This is a genomic window from Lysinibacillus sp. FSL K6-1151, from assembly GCF_038630755.1.
Lineage (GTDB): Bacteria > Bacillota > Bacilli > Bacillales_A > Planococcaceae > Lysinibacillus > Lysinibacillus fusiformis_D.
In genome coordinates this window covers 3,994,443-4,014,688 of sequence record NZ_CP152040.1, presented here as the reverse complement: position 1 = coordinate 4,014,688, position 20,246 = coordinate 3,994,443, and the positions used below count along the sequence as shown (strand labels likewise).

The window sequence follows — 20,246 nt, the reverse complement described above, 5'->3', positions numbered from 1 at the left end:
TCAGTCTTTTTCATTTTTTTGTCGTGAATCATAAGCTATACTTGTAAACGAATAGATAGAAAATGATAGGTGGTCAATTAAATGGATTATTTAGAATGGAGACATGTGTTCAAGCTAGATCCAGCTAAGGACATCTCAGATGAGGCACTAGAAAAAATTTGTGAGTCAGGCACAGATGTCATTTTAGTAGGTGGTACGGATGATGTGACATTAGATGGCGTATTAGATTTGCTTGTTCGTGTACGTCGTTTTGAGGTACCAATAGCGCTTGAAATTTCTACAATTGATGCGGTAACTCCAGGATATGATTATTATTTTATTCCAACGGTATTAAATAGTGATGATCCAAAATGGATTAAAAATTTACATCATGAGGCCATAAAAGAGTACGGAGATATCATGGTGTGGGAAGAGTTGGTAGCAGAAGGATATTGTATTTTAAATCCTGATTGTAAAGTAGCACAAGTAACAGGTGCGAAAACGGATTTAACGATTGACGATGTAGTGGCCTATGCACGCATGGCGGAAAATTTCTTTAAATTGCCTGTATTTTATGTCGAGTACAGCGGGATGTATGGGGATCTAGAGGTAGTTCGCGCAGTGAAAAACGAGCTGAAACATACGAAGCTCTTTTATGGTGGAGGCATAACATCTGCAAAGCAAGCGGAGGAAATGGCACAGTTTGCAGATACGGTAGTAGTTGGAAATATTATATATGATGATTTAAAAGCTGCACTTGCGACTGTTAAGGCTGTTAAAAATACGTTATAATTTTAGAACAAATGTTTGTAAGGCGGTGCAAAATGGAACAGTTAACAAAAAATTTACTAGCAGGAATGAATCCTGAACAGGAAAGAGCGGTCAAAACAACTGATGGACCGTTACTTATTATGGCAGGTGCTGGGTCAGGAAAAACACGTGTTTTAACACATCGTATTGCTTATTTAGTGATAGAAAAGGAAGTATATCCATCAAAGATTTTGGCGATTACGTTTACGAATAAAGCAGCACGAGAAATGCGCGAGCGTATTGATGGCGTTCTAGGGAATGGTACCGGCGATAGTATGTGGGTTTCTACTTTCCACTCAATGTGTGTAAGAATTTTACGTCGGAATATCGATCAACTAGGCATATCTCGTAATTTCTCCATTTTAGATTCCACTGATCAGCTATCAGTCATCAAAAATGTGATGAAGGATGAGAATATTGACCCTAAACGTTTTGAGCCACGAGCGATTTTAAATGCGATTAGTGCAGCGAAAAATGAATGTATTACTGCTGACGATTACGCTGGACAAATGAACGATAAAAACCCTTATGAACAAACCGTTGCACGTGTCTATAAAGGCTATGAAAAAAGACTACGCCGCAATCAATCGCTCGATTTTGATGATTTGATTATGACGACGATTACATTGTTTAAACGTGTGCCTGAAGTGCTCGAATACTATCAAAATAAATTTCAATATATTCATGTAGATGAGTACCAAGATACGAATAAATCTCAATATTTACTTGTACAGTTACTGGCAAAGAAATTTAAAAATATTTGTGTTGTAGGGGACTCCGATCAGTCCATCTATCGATGGCGTGGTGCTGACATTGGCAATATCCTATCTTTTGAAAAGGATTATCCTAACGCCAAGGTCATAATGCTTGAGCAGAATTATCGTTCTACTAAACGCATCCTACAGGCGGCAAATGACGTCATTCAAAATAATACAACACGTTACCCAAAAGAACTGCGCACAGAAAATGCAGAGGGTGAAAAAATTGCCTTATATAAAGCTTATAATGAGCAAGAAGAAGCGCAATTTGTTGTACAAACGATTCAGCAATTAATTGAAAAAGAAAATCGTTCATTTGATGACTTTGCTATTTTATATCGTACGAATGCTCAATCACGTGTGATGGAGGAAGTACTTGTTAAATCCAATATGGCCTATCAAATAGTGGGCGGAACAAAGTTCTATGATCGAAAAGAGATTAAAGACTTACTAGCTTATTTACGACTGATTGCCAATAATGATGATGATTTATCACTGGCACGTATTATTAATGAGCCGAAGCGTAGTATTGGAGCTACATCCTTTGAAAAAATGGCACGCTATGCGATTGATCAGGATCGTTCCATTTTTGATGCGATGAATGATCTTGTATTTATGGGTCTAACTGGGAAAGCAGCAAATTCAGCTGAGCAATTTTATGCAATGATTAAAGGCTTTACAGAGATGCAGGATTATTTATCTGTTACTGAAATTGTGGAGCAAGTCATCGATAAATCAGGCTACCGTACAATGCTGCAAAATGAAAAAACAATTGAAGCAGAAAGTCGTCTAGAGAATATTGAAGAGTTTTTATCTGTCACAAAGGCTTTTGAGGAGCGCAGTGATGATAAAAGCTTAATTGCTTTTTTAACAGATTTAGCTCTTATTGCTGATATTGATGCACTAGATAAAGAAGATGCTTCTAAGGGCAATATTATTTTAATGACGATGCATGCCGCTAAAGGCTTAGAATTCCCTATTGTCTTTATTATCGGTATGGAGGAAAATATATTCCCACATTCACGCTCTTTAGACGATCAAGATGAGATGGAAGAGGAACGCCGTCTTATGTATGTTGGCGTGACACGAGCTGAGGAACGTCTCTATTTAACATGTGCACAAAGCCGAACAATTTTTGGTCGTTCAAGCTTTAATAACGCCTCCCGATTCTTAGGTGAAATTTCAGAAGACATTACAGAGTCCATTTCTAAGGCAGGTGCAGAATCAAAGCTACCGTTTGCCACTAATAATCGTTCAACAGCTGGCTATCAAAAGCGCACGCTTGGTGCTATTCAACAAACACAGCCTGCTACAGCTCGTTTACAAGCAACGGGTGGAGATCAATTTGGCTGGAAGGCTGGAGATAAGGCGATTCATAAAAAATGGGGAACGGGTATGGTAGTCAGTGTAAAAGGTGAAGGTGATAGTACAGAGCTTGATATCGCCTTTCCACAACCAATTGGCATAAAACGATTACTAGCTCAATTTGCACCGATTGAAAAAGCGTAAGCGGAGGAACATAAATGAACGAAATAGAACAGCGTGTAGCGGAGTTAAATAAAATATTGCATGAATATGGTCACGCCTATTATGTGTTAGATAATCCTGTTGTAGCTGATAGTGTATACGATCAATTATTACATGAACTGATCGCATTAGAGGAAGCAAATCCATCACTCATTTATCCCGATTCTCCTACACAGCGTGTTGGTGGAGCAGTGGTTGAGGGCTTTAAAAAAGTAACACATGATTATCCAATGCTTAGTCTTTCAAATGCTTTTAATGAAGCAGATTTACGAGAGTTCGATCGTAAAGTACGTCAGGCAATTGGAGACCAATTTTCTTATGTATGTGAGCTGAAAATAGATGGTTTGGCTATTTCATTGAAATATGAAAATGGCGTGTTTGTACAAGGGGCAACAAGAGGAGATGGTGTTGTAGGCGAAGATATTACAGCCAATTTAAAGACAATCCGAGCGATCCCACTACGTTTAAAAGATCCTGTGACAATCGAAGTACGTGGTGAGGCGTACATGCCAAAAAAATCATTTGAAAAATTAAATACGCAACGTGCTGACAATGGAGAAGAATTATTTGCTAACCCGCGTAATGCGGCTGCTGGCTCACTACGTCAGTTAGACCCAAAAATTGCGGCAAGTCGTCAATTATCAACTTTTATCTATGCTATTGGTGGAGATGGTGAGCTATATGGTATTGATGGGCATGCGGAAATGCTTGATTATTTAGAGGGTCTTGGTTTCCCTTCGAACAAAGAGCGTCAGCGTTGCTCGACAATTGAAGAGGTCATGGCCTTTATAGAGCATTGGACAGAAAACCGTCCGAATTTAGCTTACGAAATTGATGGTATCGTTATCAAAGTAGATCGGTATGCTCAACAAGATGAGCTAGGCTACACTGCCAAAAGTCCACGCTGGGCCATTGCCTACAAATTTCCAGCAGAGGAAGTTGTCACAACATTACTTACTATTGATTTAACAGTAGGACGTACAGGTGTAGTAACACCAACGGCTATTTTAACGCCAGTACAAGTAGCAGGGACGACGGTACAACGTGCATCGTTGCACAATGAAGATTTAATTCGAGAGAAGGATATTCGCCTTGGAGATACAGTCATTATTCGAAAAGCTGGTGATATCATTCCTCAAGTGGTAGGTGTGCTAATAGAGCAACGTCCAGAGGATTCAGTCCCTTATGTCATGCCAAAAAATTGTCCTGTTTGTGATAGTGAATTGATTCGTATTGAAGGTGAAGTAGCTCTACGCTGTGTAAATCCTGCCTGCTTTGCTCAAATTGCGGAAAGCATAAAATACTTTGTTTCTCGCAATGCGATGAATATTGATGGACTTGGAGATAAAGTAGTAGAGCAATTATTGCGTGCAGATTTAATACATGATGTATCTGATTTATATCATTTAACAGTTGAGCAACTTGTAGAACTAGAACGTATGGGCGAAAAATCTGCAACCAATTTAGTGAATGCCATTCAAGCCTCAAAGGAAAACTCAATGGAACGTTTATTAATAGGTTTAGGTATACGTCATGTTGGCGAAAAGGCAGCTAAAATCGTATCAGAGCAATTCGGTTCGATGGAAGCAGTAATGGCAGCAACAGAGGAACAGCTAGTAGCGATTTATGAAATTGGCGATAAAATGGCTTCTTCGTTAGTAGAGTATTTCTCCAATGAAGATGCACGTGCAGTCATTGAGCGTCTTGCTGAGGCAGGCGTGAATATGACGTATAAAGGTAAAAAAGTAGAAGTAGCTATAGGTGATAGTCCCTTTGCAGGTAAAACAATTGTTTTAACTGGTAAACTTGAGCAATTGACACGCAACGAAGCAAAGGCGAAAATAGAAGAGTTAGGTGGTACTGTCACAGGCAGTGTCAGCAAAAAAACAGACCTTGTGATCGCAGGAGCAGATGCAGGCTCTAAACTGACAAAGGCTGAGCAATTAGGTATCGAAGTTTGGAATGAAGACAACTTAATTGAACAACTTAACCTCATCTAATAAGTGCATGACAGCATATCTTTCTCACAGGGAGAATGCGAAACGATTACATCATGGCGTCGAGTGATTCTTCGACCTAAAACTGACTATTAGTAAAGGAGCACTAAATAATGAAGTCTTTTCGACTCATTCCAGCAATCGTAGCTGCTGCAATGCTAGTCGGCTGTGTACCTTCTGACAAGAAGGAAACAGAGCTTACACAGGAAACGCAACAGAAAGAAAAAGCTGAAACAACAATTATCCCAAGCATACAAATTGATGAATCCTATTATAAGACGCTTATTCCTTATAAAGAGAGTGCAAGCAGAGGTCTTGTTGTGTCTAATATTTATACGAAATATGATATGAAGGAAGTTGAATCTGGTTTAATGCGTCTATCTCAAAATGAGTTTGACACGGAAAACTATTACTTCCAAGAAGGTCAATATTTAGCTGAAAGTACGGTGAGCTCTTGGCTTGCCCGTAGTTCACAAACAGAAGATGGATTAAATCCGCCGACCACAGACACAATGACACCAGAAGAACGGGCAACGAAGGCTCCCGTTTATTTATCCCACATTGTAGAGCAAAATTACTTAACAAAAACGAATGATAATAAAGTGAAATTAGGCGGAATTTCAATAGGTCTTGCCTTAAACTCTATTTATTATTACCAAAAAGAACAGTATGGCGAATATTACGAAAAACCAATTTCAGAAGCTGAACTTGTTGAGCAAGGCAAAAAAATGGCCGCTGAAATTGTTTCCCGTTTACGTACACGCGAAGAGTTAAAAGATGTACCAATTGTTGTTGGTTTGTTTAAGCAGCAAGCTCGCAATCAAATTATTCCAGGGTCATATTTTAGCTATGGTATAGCAAAAGCTGGACAGAACAGTATTGCAGAGTGGGAAGGTATCGATGAAAATTATGTCTTGTTCCCAACTGATGATTCACAGGATGTTTACCGAGATGTCAGCAATAACTTCAAAATTTTTAAGCAAGACGTTGATAAATATTTCTCGAATTATACAAGTGTGATCGGAACAGGCTTCTATCGTAATAAGCAAATACAAAATCTTTCGATTGAAATTCCAATCCAATTTTTCGGTAAAGCAGAAATAATAGGCTTTACGCAATATTTGACGGGTATTCTAATCAATCAATTTGATAATATTCATGTTGAGGTGAGCGTTACTTCTATAAATGGCCCAGAGGCATTAATCATTAAGAAGGCCAATGATAAGGACCCTTACGTGCATGTCTATGATTAATATAGTCAGCCTTTGTGCTGGCTATATTTTTATGTAGATGGCTAGAATTAGAGGGACACAATAGGTAGATAGAGACAACACTTTGTTATAGTAGTGAAAGTTTCTATATTTTTAGTGAAAGTTGTGATTTTTAATATGAAAAATGTTATGATTATTGGCATGGTTAACTTTATTCAACCCTATTGTTATCAATAAAAACAATGAATTGAACCAGTATTCGGAGGTGTGAAAAATGGCTAAATTAACAAAAGAAGAAGTAAAGCACGTGGCAAATTTAGCACGTCTTGCTATTACAGAAGAAGAAGCAGAGAAATTTGCTGAACAGCTTGGAAAAATTACAGACTTTGCGGAGCAGTTAAATGAGCTAGATACAACGAATGTTGAACCAACAACTCACGTTTTACCACTAGTGAATGTAATGCGTGAAGACGTAGCTGTAAAAGGTTTAGACCGTGAAGTAATGATGTTAAACGTAAAAGAACAAGAAGATGGTCAAGTAAAAGTACCAGCTATCATGTAATACTAAAACATAGGAGGATTCCTCATGACGTTATTTGAACGTTCAGCTAAGGAGTTACAAGCGGAAATGAAAGCAGGTAACTTATCAATCGCTGACTTAACGAAAGAAGCATACGAGCGTATTGCAAAGCTTGACAGCGATGTACAAGCATTCCTTGCTTCAAACGAAGAAAAAGCAACTGCACAAGCTGCTGAAATGGATAAAGTCCCATTTGAAGAGCGTGGACCACTGTTTGGTCTTCCAATCGGTGTGAAAGACAACATCGTAACAGAAGGTTTAGAAACAACTTGTGCCTCTAAAATTCTAGAAGGCTTTATGCCAATTTATGATGCCACTGTTGTCAATAAGTTACGTGAAGCTGGCATGATTACAGTTGGTAAATTAAACATGGACGAGTTTGCAATGGGTTCTTCTAACGAAAACTCATACTATAAAACAACAAAAAATCCATGGAACTTAAACCACGTACCAGGGGGATCTTCAGGTGCATCTGCAGCAGCAGTAGCAGCAGGTGAAGTACCATTCTCTCTTGGTTCAGATACAGGTGGTTCAATCCGTCAACCAGCAGCTTACTGTGGTGTTGTAGGGATGAAGCCTACATATGGTCGTGTATCTCGTTTTGGTCTAGTTGCATTTGCCTCTTCTTTAGATCAAATTGGACCAATTACACGCAACGTTGAAGATAATGCGCTATTATTAGAAGCCATCGCAGGCTTAGATCCAAATGATTCTACATCGGCAAACGTAGAGGTACCAAATTACGCTGCAGCGCTTACTGGTGATGTAAAAGGCTTACGTATTGCTGTACCAAAGGAATTCCTTGGTGAAGGTGTTGGCGAGGCAGCACGTCAATCAGTGCTTACTGCATTAGAGGTATTAAAAGGCCTAGGTGCTACTGTAGAAGAAGTATCACTTCCTCATTCAAAATATGCACTTGCTGCATACTATATCCTTTCTTCATCTGAAGCGTCTTCTAACTTATCTCGTTTCGATGGTATCCGTTATGGTTTCCGTGCAGAAAATGTTACAAATTTGATGGACCTTTATAAAGAAACACGTGCACAAGGTTTTGGTGATGAAGTAAAACGCCGCATCATGCTTGGAACTTACTCACTAAGTGCCGGCACGTATGATGCGTATTATAAAAAAGCGCAACAAGCACGTACACTTATCAAAGCAGACTACGACAAAGTATTTGAAGACTTTGATGTTATCATTGGGCCTACATCCCCAACACCAGCATTTAAAATTGGTGAAAACGTCGATGATCCGATGACAATGTATGCGAACGATATTTTAACAATCCCGATGAACTTAGCTGGAGTACCTGCTATTTCAATTCCATGTGGCTTTGAAAACGGACTACCACTTGGTTTACAAATTATTGGTAAATACTTCGATGAAGCAACTATTTACCGTGTAGCTCATGCTTTTGAACAAGCAACAGAGTTCCATAAACAAGTTCCTCAAATGTGGGAGGGAAAATAACATGAACTTTGAAACAGTCATTGGTTTAGAAGTACACGTTGAGTTGAAAACAAACTCAAAAATCTTCTCACCAGCACCAGCTCATTTTGGTGCTGAACCAAATACAAATACAACAGTAATTGATTTAGGGTACCCTGGTGTCCTACCAGTCCTTAACAAAAATGTAGTAGATTTCGCAATGCGTGCTGCACTTGCACTTAATATGGAAATCGAACAAGAAACAAAATTTGACCGTAAAAACTACTTCTATCCAGATAATCCGAAAGCTTATCAAATTTCACAATTTGATAAACCAATCGGTAAAAACGGCTGGATCGATATTGAAGTAGACGGCTATACAAAACGTATCGGTATTACACGTCTTCATATGGAAGAAGATGCTGGTAAACTTTCACATGCTGGGGATCACTCATTAGTTGACTTTAACCGTCAAGGTACACCACTTGTTGAGATTGTTTCTGAGCCAGACATTCGTACACCAAACGAAGCATATGCTTACCTAGAAAAATTAAAATCAATTATTCAATATACAGACGTATCTGATTGTAAGATGGAAGAAGGCTCATTACGTTGTGATGCCAACATTTCTCTTCGTCCGTATGGTCAAGAAGAATTTGGCACAAAAACGGAGCTTAAAAACCTGAACTCCTTCAACTATGTTCGTCGTGGTTTAGAGCATGAGGAATTACGTCAAGCAGATGTATTATTATCAGGCGGTATTATTGAGCAAGAAACACGTCGTTTCGATGAAAAAACAGGTAAAACAATTTTAATGCGTGTGAAAGAGGGAACAGATGATTACCGTTACTTCCCAGAGCCAGACTTAGTTCGTCTTTCGATTGATGATGCATGGCTAGAGAGAGTGAAATCAGAAATTCCTGAGCTTCCAGATGCTCGTAAAAAACGTTATGTAGAAGAATTAGGCTTAACACCATATGATGCAGGAGTTCTTGTTATTTCTAAAGAAATCTCAGACTTCTTCGAGGCAATGATTGTGAACGGTGCAGATGCGAAACTTTCTGCTAACTGGCTAATGGGTGATGTTTCAGCTTACTTAAATGCGGAACAAAAAGACCTTAAAGATACTGCACTAACACCAGAAAACCTTGCTGAGATGGTGAAATTAATCACTGACGGAACAATTTCTTCTAAGATCGGTAAAAAAGTATTTGCTGAATTAGTAGAAAACGGTGGTTCTGCACAGGATATTGTGAAGGCGAAAGGTTTAGTTCAAATTTCCGATGAAGGTGCACTACTAGCCATCGTAACAGAAGTTTTAGATAACAATGCACAATCTATCGAAGACTTTAAAAATGGTAAAGATCGTGCGATTGGCTTCTTAGTTGGTCAAATTATGAAGGCAACAAAAGGTCAAGCCAACCCTCCAATGGTTAATAAATTATTACAACAAGAAATTGCCAAACGATAATACTCGTTGTAACATAATAGCCGAGAGAGCTTTATTGCTCCCTCGGCTATTAATTTTCAAAAATGTAACTAATTTGCAATTTATAACACTTAATAGTTGTTTAAAAAGAGTATTCATAGCAAAATATAGAATAGACAATAATAAGGGGGACGAGCCAATGAAAACTGAACAACAATATTTTCAAGAAGCTATTTCGATACAACAATATATGGAGAACATGACGACGTTGAAAGAAGAGAGCTTCCGTATTTATGATGGTTTTGAAGTGCCAACAAACGATGGCTTCATCGAATTACTAAAAGATAAGCAGCCAAAAATTTTAACTATTACAGAAGATTGGTGCGGAGACGCTATGTTAAACAACCCTATTATTCGTCGTGTTGCTGAAGCGGCAGGGTTAGAAATGCGTACCGTTTTTCGCGATGCTGATACAGAGTTAATTGATCGTTATTTAACAAACGGTGGTCGTGCTATCCCGATTTATCTGTTGTTAGATGATGCAGGTGAGGTTGTAGGAAAATGGGGACCACGTGCGCCTGAATTACAAGAGTTAGTCGTAACGAAACGAGCGAGTTTACCAGATAAAGAAGATCCAACATTTGAAGAAGCTCAAAAAGCTCTTTATGCAGAAATTCGAGAGGAAAATATCTCGAACTCAACTTACTGGACGTATGTCTATGAGGACTTTAAAAAACAGGTAACAAACGCATTACAAAAATAACAAGAGCATTGCAACATTTCAACGTAGAATTTCGTTGAATGAAATAGAATCTTATGAAGCAGGAAGGTATGTTATGAAACGAGCAAGAATCATTTATAATCCTACATCTGGACGCGAAGTATTTAAGAAACATCTACCAGAGGTGTTGGAAAAACTAGAGGTAGCAGGCTATGAGACATCCTGTCATGCAACAACATGTGAGGGAGATGCAACGCTTGCAGCAAAAAATGCGGTAGAGCGTGGTTTTGATATCATCATCGCAGTTGGTGGAGATGGCACATTAAATGAAGTTGTTTCAGGTGTAAGTCCATTTGAAAACCGTCCGAAAGTTGGTCTAATTCCGATGGGTACTACAAATGATTTTGCCCGTGCTGTGCATATTCCTCGAAATATTGATGAGGCTGTAGACATTATAATTCAAGGCGACACATTACCAGTGGACGTGGGTCTCTTAAATGGCGAACGCTATTTCATTAATATTGCTGCTGGGGGACGCATTACAGAACTCACTTATGAAGTACCAAGTAAAATGAAAACAATGCTTGGTCAGTTAGCCTATTATGTAAAGGCAGTAGAAATGATTCCATCCATCAAAGCTTCCCATATGCGTATTGAATATGATGGCGAAGTATTTGATGGGGACGCCATGATGTTCCTATGTGGTTTAACGAATTCAGTAGGTGGCTTTGAAAAACTTGCCCCTGATGCGAGTATTAATGATGGTTACTTTACAGTAATAGTACTGAAAAAAGTAAGCCTTCCAGAGTTTATTCAACTAGCTGCTATGGCATTACGAGGCGAACATTTAAATGACGATCGTGTCATTTATAAAAAAGCCAGCGTTGTCAAAGTCACGACTGAAAACGAAGTCCATCTTAACCTAGATGGCGAATATGGCGGAGACGCACCGGCTACATTTGAAAATCTGAAGCGTCACATTGAAATCTTTGTCCCACTTGCAGATATTCGAGAAGAAGACCGTATTTAATCAATCCAAAAAGCTCATCCTATTTTAGTTGGATGAGCTTTTTGGATTCTATCTGATCGTACTTATAAAAGTAAGGGATCTGCATATTAGGAAGTCCCCTAAAGAGAAAAGCTTCACCACTCCCAAAAATATCTACCCCCTCCCACACTCCCAAAGTTAACCTTCCCAATAGAAGCCGAAAACCAGAACTGTGCCACATAAGAATCTCTGAAAACCTACTTAATCCGATTGCTTCCTTTATTAAATTGGAATGGACTAAATTATACAATTTCATCTTTAGAACTTAGATTGTGAATGAATTTAGAAAAATGTTTGGCAAATGTGCGTATATTAGTTGAACAAAATTTGAAACCTTAATAATAGCCTGAAATTTCGGTCCGTTATTAAGGTTTTATTCGTTGTAATAGTGGAAAATGGGGGTATGGATAAGGGAAAGGAAGTGTTGCCTTTGTATAAGTCACAAGAAAAGAAACTTATATGGATAAGTTTTGGTGTTGCAATTATTATGCTACTTTCCATTCTTGGAAGAATATTTGGAAGTTAGGGGGGCAATGAGATGATTAATGAATCAGCAGTCTTTTGGAGTCGAGCATTAACGGAGTTAACATTATCGTTCCATATTATTTATGCAACGATTGGTGTAGGTGTCCCGTTGATGATTATGATTGCTCAATGGACTGGGTATAAAAAGAATGATGAGCATTATATCTTAATGGCGAGACGTTGGGCGCGTGGTTTTGTTATTACTGTGGCCGTAGGTGTTGTAACAGGAACTGCCATTGGCTTACAGCTTTCATTATTGTGGCCTAACTTTATGCAACTTGCTGGTCAAACGATTGCATTACCATTGTTTATGGAAACGTTTGCATTTTTCTTTGAAGCTATATTTTTAGGGATCTATTTATATACATGGGACCGCTTTGATAGTCAGAAAAAACATATGCTACTATTAATTCCTGTCGCTGTTGGAGCGTCGATGTCAGCGGTCTTCATTACAATTGTTAATGCTTTTATGAATGCACCACAAGGATTTGATATTGTAAACGGAGAACTTGTCAATATTCAACCTTTTTTAGCGATGTTTAACCCGGCCATGCCGACAAAGGTAGCGCATGTACTTGTGACAGCGTATATGACATCAGCATTTGTACTAGCAGCTATTGCGGGATACAGAATGTTAAAAGGCTCTAAGCATGTATACCATAAAAAATCCTTGCTTTTACTTATGAAAATTGGCTTAATTTTCTCCATAGCTGCTGCTGTAATTGGAGATTTTTCAGGAAAATACTTAGCTGAATATCAACCCGAAAAACTAGCCGCTGCAGAATGGCATTTTGAAACAGAGGGTAAAGCATCGCTTGTATTATTTGGTGTATTAGATGGAGAAGAAGTAAAATACGCTATTAAAATTCCGTATGCTTTGAGCATTCTTGCACATTTTAATCCTAACGCAGAGGTAATTGGCTTAGATCAATTTGCGGAGGAGGATTTACCACCACTCTATATTCATTATCTCTTTGATATTATGGTGTCCATTGGTATGTTTATGGTGCTAGTTTCATTACTTTATGTTGTAGGGAAAGCACGGGGCTGGCAATTTATTCATTCGCGATGGTATAGATGGATTATTGTTGCGGGAGGACCTCTGTCAATCATTGCCATCGAAGCAGGTTGGTGGCTTGCGGAAGTTGGACGTCAACCATGGATACTGTATGGTCTAATGCGTACACCGGAGGGAGCTACTACGAGTGACCATGTGGATTTAATGATGCTATTGTTCGCAGGTGTTTATGCAGTTTTAGCAGTAGGAAGTATTGTCGTCTTGGTTCGAATGTTTAAAAAGAATCCAATCGAGCGTGAAATTGAAGATCGCCACTCTGAAAAAGGCGGTGACATCCTATGACGTTAGAGGTATTAGGTATTTCCGTATTATGGATTTTTCTATTTGGCTATGTCATTGTCGCATCCATTGATTTTGGTGCAGGCTTCTTCAACGCTTATAGCCTACTAATTGGTAAAAATCATATTTTAACAAATATTATCAAACGTTATTTATCGCCTGTCTGGGAAGTAACCAATGTCTTTTTAGTATTCTTCTTCGTAGGGATCGTTGGATTTTTCCCACAAACTGCTTTTTATTACGGAACGATTTTACTTGTGCCAGTCAGTATTTCGCTTGTACTGTTAGCAATTCGTGGCTCCTACTATGCCTTTGAATCGTATGGCACGCGAGGACATATAGGGTATACGCTGACATACGGTGTGGCAGGTTTATTAATTCCCGCTTCCTTATCTGTTGTTTTTGCCATTGCTGGTGGAGGCTATGTTGATCTGATTGATGGGCAACCTGTGCTAAACTACTGGACTTTATATACAAGTCCATTTGCTTGGAGCATTGTGGTACTGAGCATCGCTGCTGTGCTGTATATTTCAGCCGTATTTTTAACGTGGTATGCTCATAAAGCAAATGACGTAGAAGCGACTAAACTGATGCGAAAATATGCACTTGTTTGGGCAGCACCGTTAATGATTAGTGCACTGGGCATTATGTATGAAATGAAATCCATTAACCCAGAAAGTTATAGTCACATGGTGAATTTATGGTGGATGTTTGCGATTTCAGCTGTCTTATTTATTATTACAGTCATGCTCATTGCCATGCGTAAAAAGTACGGACTTGCAGTTGGGCTTCTTATTGCTCAATTTGCTGTAGCCTTCTTTGCATATGGGATAGCACAATATCCATACTTACTGTATCCGTATTTAACAATTTATGATAGTTTTACAAGCACACAAATGGCGGTTGCTTTAGTCATCGCATTTATTTTAGGGCTGTGCCTTCTTCTTCCTTCACTCTATTTATTGATGAAACTATTCTTGTTCAATAAAAACTATGTGACAGGAAAAGAAGACAATCACGCATAGGAGGAAATCAAGGTATGCAAAGTTTCTTAATTTTTTATGCACCTTTTATTGTCGTCATTCTTGGGATCTTGTGTGCATTTTGGTGGGCACCAAGGGATTATCATATTACAAAAGAGCAAGAAAAGAGTCGCGAATAGCGGCTCTTTTTTCAAGTTAGTGAGGAGAACAATATAACGGGCAAGTCTTGTTCTTTTTTCATTCGCCAACACATGCTACAATAAGGAGATTGAAATGGAGGATGTACGAATGTCAGCACCCGTGAAAAAAAATGATCGACTTTCAGTTTATATAGAAGATTTAACACATGATGGCAATGGCGTCGCAAAGGTTGATGGCTACCCACTATTTATACAAGGCGCACTTCCGAACGAAACAGCTGAAATACATGTGATGAAAACCTTGAAAAATTATGGCTTTGCAAAAGTTGTAGATATTATTAAGCCATCTTCAGATCGAGTAGTAGCACCCTGTGATTATTTCAAGCAATGTGGCGGCTGTCAACTACAGCATTTATCCTATGAGGGGCAGTTAAAGTGGAAAGAAAATATGGTGCGCAATGTGATGCAGCGCATTGGTAAAATTAATGCACCTGTGCTTCCTGTAAAAGGAATGGAAGAGCCTTGGCATTACCGTAATAAAGCGCAAATCCCCTTCTCTGTAAATGAAGAAGGACAAGCGATTGCAGGTTTTTATAAAACAAAAACGCATAGCATTGTAGATATGGATCGTTGCTTAATTCAAACAGGAGAAGCGGACGCCATTCTTGCAGGCTTGAAAAAGGAATTAACGGCGATAGGAATTCGCCCTTACAATGAGCATACACACGAAGGAATGCTGCGACACGTTGTCATTCGTAAAGCACGAGCAACAGGTGAGGTCATGGTTGTCCTTGTAACAAAAAAGAAAAAGTTCCCACAAAAAGAGGCAGCCGTTGCAGTGATTCAAAGATTAGTTCCGAACGTTACGTCGATTATGCAAAATGTGAATAATGAAAAAACCAATGTGATTTTTGGTGATGATACCATCAATCTTTGGGGCAAGGACATCATTATTGATACAATTGGCGATGTACGTTTTGAGATTTCAGCTCGTTCCTTCTATCAAGTCAACCCAGAGCAAACAGAGGTCCTCTATAAACAAGCATTGGATTATGCTGACTTGCAGGGGGATGAACGCGTCATTGATGCGTATTGTGGCATTGGTACCATCTCTTTATTCCTAGCACAAAAAGCAAAGGCAGTCATGGGCGTGGAGATTGTCCCACAAGCAATTGAAGATGCTAAACGCAACGCAGTACTCAATGGTTTTACAAATACTTATTTTGAGGCTGGCCCAGCAGAGGAAGTTATTCCAAGATGGTATAAAGAGGGCAAGGAAGCAGACGTACTAGTAGTCGATCCACCACGCAAAGGCTGCGACGAAGCACTACTAACTACCATTTTAGAGCAACGGCCAAAACGAGTGGTCTATGTATCCTGCAACCCAGCTACACTAGCACGCGACCTTCGTATTTTGGAGGATGGCGGCTATCAAACACAGGAAATTCAGCCAGTAGACATGTTCCCGCATTCGACGCATTGTGAAGCAGTTGCTTGGCTAACGTTAGTAGAGTAGAAAAGCAGATGGTGTAGAGAAATCTATACTATCTGCTTTCTATTTAGACAATTACCATTTAAGAACGATTTTCGATATAATAAACGTGACTGATTTTCAAAAAGTTATTGGGCATGATATAAATGTAAAATTGAGCTTTATATTTTGGACTGAAAGTATAGAGTTTTATTCATAGTGAGAGGATTTGGGTTTAACATGATAGATAATTTTTGGCGTGATTTACCACGACCATTTTTTGTGCTGGCACCAATGGAAGATGTGACAGATGTTGTTTTTCGACATGTAGTAAATGAAGCGGGTCGGCCGGATGTATTTTTTACAGAGTTTACAAATTCGGATAGCTATTGTCATCCAGAGGGACAGAAAAGTGTACGTGGCCGTTTGACTTTTACAGAAGATGAGCAGCCAATGGTGGCACATATTTGGGGGGATAATCCCGACTATTTCCGTCAAATGAGTATTGGTATGGCAGAGCTCGGTTTTAAAGGCATTGATATTAATATGGGTTGCCCTGTACCGAATGTGGCATCAAGAGGAAAAGGGAGTGGCCTTATTCTCCGTCCAGATGTCGCGGCAGAATTGATTCAAGCAGCAAAAGCGGGTGGATTGCCTGTCAGTGTGAAAACCCGTCTTGGCTACAAGGAGATAAATGAGTGGGAGGAGTGGCTAACACATATTTTACAACAAGATATAGCGAACCTTTCGATTCATCTACGAACAAGAAAGGAAATGAGCTTAGTAGATGCGCATTGGGAGCTTATTCCGGAAATCAAAAAATTACGTGACCGTATTGCACCAAATACGCTACTAACAATCAATGGAGATATCCCTGACCGTCAAACGGGACTGCAGCTAGCTGAACAATATGGTATTGATGGCGTGATGATTGGGCGAGGTATTTTTAAAAATCCGTTTGCTTTTGAAAAAGAGCCAAAAGAGCATAGCAGTAAAGAGTATCTTGATCTTTTAAGACTGCAGCTCGATCTGCAAGATCAATATGCGGAAGTACTACCACGTTCCATCACAGGGCTTCACCGCTTTTTCAAAATTTATGTCAAAGGATTCCGTGGAGCTGGTGAATTAAGAAGCCAATTGATGAACACGAAATCAACAGATGAAGTGCGTGCATTGCTAGATAACTTTGAAGCAAATAATATGGAGTGACCTGTTAGCTGGTAAGAATGGAGCATAATTCATAAAAAGCAAGGGCAGGAGTAAGCAATATCCACTCCTTACTCTTGCTTTTTTTCTGGTATAAAGGCTACAAATGAATCTTCCTATTAATTTTAACCTTTATAAGCAAACAGCATTTTTTAGACAAAATCAAATACATCACCAATCAATCTCCCTATGCCTCTAAGTAACCAGAAAAGGACTCTAAAAGGCAAGAGAATGAGTTCAGGTATCCAAACGAGTACATCAAAAATGAAATCTAAAAATGTATAACCGCTGTGGTACTTCTTGCCTTTTCTTCTTTGCCACCAATCCTTCATAAATTCTCAATCCTTTTTAACCGTTACAATTTTTTAATATATTTACGATCAAATGTTTATTAAGTTTCAAATGAACAGTAGAGGCTATCATCTTTTGCTAAAAAACGTTTTTGTTTAGGCATGTGTAGCTACTTTCGTAGCGCATATTTCTTCACATAACAGTATACTGCTAAAACATAAACTTGCCTTTTTCGAATGTGCATATTACAATAAAAAGTAAGTTAATAGCAGGTTTGAGTAACTGAGAGACCATTGAAAACGTATGTACCTAGCGTACATATGCTTTTGATGGTCTTTTTTTATCTTTAAAATGATGAGGGAGGAAATAAAGTATGAGTACAGCTTCTGCGATACAACGACAACAAACAATGGAGGAACTACAAGGTAGGGAGTATGATTTATTAGTAATTGGTGGGGGCATTACAGGATGTGGTATTGCACTAGATGCTATTGCTCGCGGTCTTTCTGTAGCATTAGTGGAAATGCAGGATTTTGCAGCAGGTACCTCTAGCCGTTCGACAAAATTAGTACATGGCGGTTTACGCTATTTAAAGCAATTTGAAATAAAAGAGGTAGCAGAGTTAGGAAAGGAACGTGCCATTGTTTATGAAAATGGTCCACATGTGACAACACCTGTTTGGATGCTGTTACCTTTTCATAAGGGCGGGACATTTGGAAAATACTCTACAAATCTTGGCTTGCGTGTCTATGACTTTTTAGCAGGAGTCAGACGTGCTGAGCGTCGTTATATGTTAAATGCAGTTGAAACCATTGAGAAGGAGCCATTAGTGAAAACAAAGGGATTGCTTGGCGGTGGTATGTATGTGGAATACCGTACGGATGATGCTCGTTTAACGATTGAGGTAGCGAAGGCAGCGATTGAAAAAGGTGCAACATTAATTAATTATATGAAAGCCGAAAACTTCTTATATAATGAACAGCGAAAAATCAATGGCATTGTAGCAAAGGATTTAATAACAGACCGTACAATTGATATTCGTGCAAAGGCAGTGGTTAATGCTGCTGGTCCATGGGTGGATGATGTGCGCACAATTGAAGGGAAGCAGGCAGGGAAGCATTTAATTTTATCAAAAGGTGTGCATATTGTTTTTGATGAATCAAAGTTCCCATTAAAACAAGCTGTTTATTTTGATACACCTGATGGTCGCATGGTATTTGCCATTCCTCGTCAAGGTAAGACCTATGTAGGAACAACAGATACATTTTATGAGGGTGATGCTCGTAATATGGATATTTATCAAGAGGATCGTGATTATATAATGAACGCGATTCGTTATATGTTCCCAAATGTAAAGGTGACAGATGCGGATATTGAATCAAGCTGGGCAGGTGTGCGTCCGTTGATTCATGAGGACGGAAAAAATCCGTCTGAAATTTCTCGTAAGGATGAAGTGTGGGTATCACCATCGGGACTTGTAACAATTGCAGGTGGGAAATTAACAGGCTACCGTAAAATGGCTGAAACGGTATTAAATACGATTGCACAAGAACTAGAGCAACAATTTGGCATTCAATCTTCTCCATGTACAACAAAGAAAATACCAATTTCTGGTGGTGATATTGGCGGTTCAAAGAAATTATATGCCTTCTTACATGACCATACAAGATTAGGCAAAAAATTAGGCTTATCCGAAGAAGAGGCTAAATTTTTAACACAGCATTATGGTAGCAATGTAGATATTGTCTTTAACTATGTAAAGGAAGGACATCCAGTTTTACCATCATGGCTGTATGCACAATTAATGTATGGTATTCATCATGAAATGGTCGTTCATCCGAATGACTTTATGGTTCGTCGTACAGGATATATGTTCTTCCAAATGGCCATTGTTAAACAATATAAAGAGGCTATTTTAGATGAAATGGCTAAGCAACTCAACTGGACAGCACAGCAACGTACACAATATGAAGAAGATGTTAAGAAAGAAATAAAACGAGCGACAACTGCGCTATAATGAGGTAGTTACTCTCATAATATAAGGTGAGCATTTACCCTGTATTATAAGGGAAGGAGAGAATGGTATGCATTTTGATAATCAACAGGTAATTCCTGCAGCGCGTACTGTTAAGCAGTTTGACGAAATAATAGCAAGTCCATTCACTTATATTGTCCTCTTGGAGGTGCATATTAGCTTATTGATGTCTTTAAAGCGTGAGGCACATCGGCATGGAAAAAAATTAATTATTCATGCTGATTTAATTCATGGCTTAAAAACGGATAATTTTGCAGCGGACTTTTTATGTAATGATGTTCGTCCCGCTGGTATTATTTCAACTCGTTCCAATATGCTAATGAAAGCCAAAGCTCGTGGAATTATGGCTATTCAACGTGTGTTTTTGATTGATACGATTGCTCTTGAAAAAAGTTATTCGATGATTGAAACAGCACAGCCTGATTATATTGAGCTATTACCAGGCATTATTCCGTCTATGATTCAAGAAATCTATGAGCGGACACAAATCCCTGTTATTACAGGTGGCTTAGTGCGTACAGTGGACAATATTGAAGAAGCGTTAACTGGGGGCGCTATCGCCGTTACAACATCTAATAAGAAATTATGGGAAAATTTCAATAAATAGTTGACTCTGTATGTTTTTTTCTCTAAAATGAACTTAAGTTCATAAGCGCGTGGTTAGGAAAAGGAACCCACATTTGTTCATCTACATGTTTTAATGTAGTTTGATTAAATGTGGGTTCCTTTTTGTTTTCTATGGGCTATTAT

17 protein-coding genes are annotated in these 20,246 nt (G+C 38.8%); 16 read left to right on the top strand and 1 reads right to left on the bottom strand.

Annotated features, from left to right (window positions below; genetic code table 11):
* Window positions 1–81: 81 nt before the first annotated feature.
* The 14 genes from MHI04_RS19440 to MHI04_RS19375 all read left to right on the top strand — a co-directional run bounded on the left by MHI04_RS19440 (window position 82) and on the right by MHI04_RS19375 (window position 17,173).
* On the top strand, window positions 82–771 hold the full coding sequence (locus tag MHI04_RS19440) for a heptaprenylglyceryl phosphate synthase (RefSeq protein ID WP_101966911.1): 690 nt from the start codon (window positions 82–84) through the stop codon (window positions 769–771).
* 32 nt (window positions 772–803) lie between these two features.
* The gene (gene pcrA, locus MHI04_RS19435; protein ID WP_036123463.1) at window positions 804–3,056 is read left to right on the top strand and encodes a DNA helicase PcrA; all 2,253 of its coding nucleotides are present in this window, start codon (window positions 804–806) and stop codon (window positions 3,054–3,056) included.
* 14 nt (window positions 3,057–3,070) lie between these two features.
* Window positions 3,071–5,074: an NAD-dependent DNA ligase LigA gene (gene ligA, locus MHI04_RS19430; protein ID WP_340812173.1), complete on the top strand. Its 2,004-nt coding sequence runs from the start codon at window positions 3,071–3,073 to the stop codon at window positions 5,072–5,074.
* A gap of 110 nt (window positions 5,075–5,184) precedes the next feature.
* Window positions 5,185–6,324, top strand: a complete 1,140-nt coding sequence (locus MHI04_RS19425; protein ID WP_036123459.1) for a CamS family sex pheromone protein — start codon at window positions 5,185–5,187, stop codon at window positions 6,322–6,324.
* A gap of 232 nt (window positions 6,325–6,556) precedes the next feature.
* Complete coding sequence (gene gatC / locus MHI04_RS19420; RefSeq protein WP_004225708.1) at window positions 6,557–6,844, top strand: Asp-tRNA(Asn)/Glu-tRNA(Gln) amidotransferase subunit GatC; 288 nt, start codon at window positions 6,557–6,559, stop codon at window positions 6,842–6,844.
* A gap of 24 nt (window positions 6,845–6,868) precedes the next feature.
* Window positions 6,869–8,332 (top strand): Asp-tRNA(Asn)/Glu-tRNA(Gln) amidotransferase subunit GatA, encoded by a 1,464-nt coding sequence (gatA, locus tag MHI04_RS19415; protein WP_058844195.1) that lies wholly within the window; start codon window positions 6,869–6,871, stop codon window positions 8,330–8,332.
* Window position 8,333: 1 nt separating this feature from the next.
* On the top strand, window positions 8,334–9,761 hold the full coding sequence (gatB, locus tag MHI04_RS19410; RefSeq protein WP_036123454.1) for an Asp-tRNA(Asn)/Glu-tRNA(Gln) amidotransferase subunit GatB: 1,428 nt from the start codon (window positions 8,334–8,336) through the stop codon (window positions 9,759–9,761).
* Between the two features lie 157 nt (window positions 9,762–9,918).
* A complete protein-coding gene (locus MHI04_RS19405; RefSeq protein WP_036123452.1) occupies window positions 9,919–10,482 on the top strand; it encodes a thioredoxin family protein in 564 nt (187 codons plus the stop codon).
* A 73-nt stretch (window positions 10,483–10,555) separates the two neighbouring features.
* The gene (locus MHI04_RS19400) at window positions 10,556–11,470 is read left to right on the top strand and encodes a diacylglycerol kinase (protein WP_036123451.1); all 915 of its coding nucleotides are present in this window, start codon (window positions 10,556–10,558) and stop codon (window positions 11,468–11,470) included.
* Between the two features lie 556 nt (window positions 11,471–12,026).
* On the top strand, window positions 12,027–13,373 hold the full coding sequence (locus MHI04_RS19395) for a cytochrome ubiquinol oxidase subunit I (RefSeq protein ID WP_036123448.1): 1,347 nt from the start codon (window positions 12,027–12,029) through the stop codon (window positions 13,371–13,373).
* Complete coding sequence (locus MHI04_RS19390) at window positions 13,370–14,395, top strand: cytochrome d ubiquinol oxidase subunit II (protein ID WP_036123446.1); 1,026 nt, start codon at window positions 13,370–13,372, stop codon at window positions 14,393–14,395. Before MHI04_RS19395 ends, MHI04_RS19390 begins: the two co-directional genes overlap by 4 nt.
* Window positions 14,396–14,409: 14 nt before the next feature.
* Window positions 14,410–14,532 carry a hypothetical protein gene (locus tag MHI04_RS19385; RefSeq protein ID WP_004225690.1) on the top strand — a complete coding sequence of 41 codons (123 nt, stop codon included), beginning with the start codon at window positions 14,410–14,412 and terminating at the stop codon, window positions 14,530–14,532.
* A gap of 109 nt (window positions 14,533–14,641) precedes the next feature.
* Window positions 14,642–16,009, top strand: coding sequence for a 23S rRNA (uracil(1939)-C(5))-methyltransferase RlmD (gene rlmD / locus MHI04_RS19380; protein WP_340835705.1), 1,368 nt, complete (start codon window positions 14,642–14,644; stop codon window positions 16,007–16,009).
* 195 nt (window positions 16,010–16,204) lie between these two features.
* Window positions 16,205–17,173 (top strand): tRNA-dihydrouridine synthase, encoded by a 969-nt coding sequence (locus MHI04_RS19375; RefSeq protein WP_101966914.1) that lies wholly within the window; start codon window positions 16,205–16,207, stop codon window positions 17,171–17,173.
* 149 nt (window positions 17,174–17,322) lie between these two features.
* Here the strand turns inward: MHI04_RS19375 and MHI04_RS19370 are convergent, their stop codons facing one another.
* On the bottom strand, window positions 17,323–17,502 hold the full coding sequence (locus MHI04_RS19370) for a hypothetical protein (RefSeq protein ID WP_036123441.1): 180 nt from the start codon (window positions 17,500–17,502) through the stop codon (window positions 17,323–17,325).
* Window positions 17,503–17,834: 332 nt separating this feature from the next.
* On the opposite strand from MHI04_RS19370, the gene MHI04_RS19365 reads away from it, so the two are divergent.
* Window positions 17,835–19,478: a glycerol-3-phosphate dehydrogenase/oxidase gene (locus MHI04_RS19365; protein WP_342504407.1), complete on the top strand. Its 1,644-nt coding sequence runs from the start codon at window positions 17,835–17,837 to the stop codon at window positions 19,476–19,478.
* Between the two features lie 67 nt (window positions 19,479–19,545).
* On the top strand, window positions 19,546–20,103 hold the full coding sequence (locus MHI04_RS19360; protein WP_036123424.1) for a glycerol-3-phosphate responsive antiterminator: 558 nt from the start codon (window positions 19,546–19,548) through the stop codon (window positions 20,101–20,103).
* The last annotated feature ends 143 nt before the right edge of the window (window positions 20,104–20,246 follow it).

Coding starts and splice junctions, on each gene's coding strand:
- MHI04_RS19440 (WP_101966911.1), top strand. CDS start 82: ATGGATTATTTAGAATGGAGACATGTGTTCAAGCTAGATCCAGCTAAG.
- pcrA (WP_036123463.1), top strand. CDS start 804: ATGGAACAGTTAACAAAAAATTTACTAGCAGGAATGAATCCTGAACAG.
- ligA (WP_340812173.1), top strand. CDS start 3,071: ATGAACGAAATAGAACAGCGTGTAGCGGAGTTAAATAAAATATTGCAT.
- MHI04_RS19425 (WP_036123459.1), top strand. CDS start 5,185: ATGAAGTCTTTTCGACTCATTCCAGCAATCGTAGCTGCTGCAATGCTA.
- gatC (WP_004225708.1), top strand. CDS start 6,557: ATGGCTAAATTAACAAAAGAAGAAGTAAAGCACGTGGCAAATTTAGCA.
- gatA (WP_058844195.1), top strand. CDS start 6,869: ATGACGTTATTTGAACGTTCAGCTAAGGAGTTACAAGCGGAAATGAAA.
- gatB (WP_036123454.1), top strand. CDS start 8,334: ATGAACTTTGAAACAGTCATTGGTTTAGAAGTACACGTTGAGTTGAAA.
- MHI04_RS19405 (WP_036123452.1), top strand. CDS start 9,919: ATGAAAACTGAACAACAATATTTTCAAGAAGCTATTTCGATACAACAA.
- MHI04_RS19400 (WP_036123451.1), top strand. CDS start 10,556: ATGAAACGAGCAAGAATCATTTATAATCCTACATCTGGACGCGAAGTA.
- MHI04_RS19395 (WP_036123448.1), top strand. CDS start 12,027: ATGATTAATGAATCAGCAGTCTTTTGGAGTCGAGCATTAACGGAGTTA.
- MHI04_RS19390 (WP_036123446.1), top strand. CDS start 13,370: ATGACGTTAGAGGTATTAGGTATTTCCGTATTATGGATTTTTCTATTT.
- MHI04_RS19385 (WP_004225690.1), top strand. CDS start 14,410: ATGCAAAGTTTCTTAATTTTTTATGCACCTTTTATTGTCGTCATTCTT.
- rlmD (WP_340835705.1), top strand. CDS start 14,642: ATGTCAGCACCCGTGAAAAAAAATGATCGACTTTCAGTTTATATAGAA.
- MHI04_RS19375 (WP_101966914.1), top strand. CDS start 16,205: ATGATAGATAATTTTTGGCGTGATTTACCACGACCATTTTTTGTGCTG.
- MHI04_RS19370 (WP_036123441.1), bottom strand. CDS start 17,502: ATGAAGGATTGGTGGCAAAGAAGAAAAGGCAAGAAGTACCACAGCGGT.
- MHI04_RS19365 (WP_342504407.1), top strand. CDS start 17,835: ATGAGTACAGCTTCTGCGATACAACGACAACAAACAATGGAGGAACTA.
- MHI04_RS19360 (WP_036123424.1), top strand. CDS start 19,546: ATGCATTTTGATAATCAACAGGTAATTCCTGCAGCGCGTACTGTTAAG.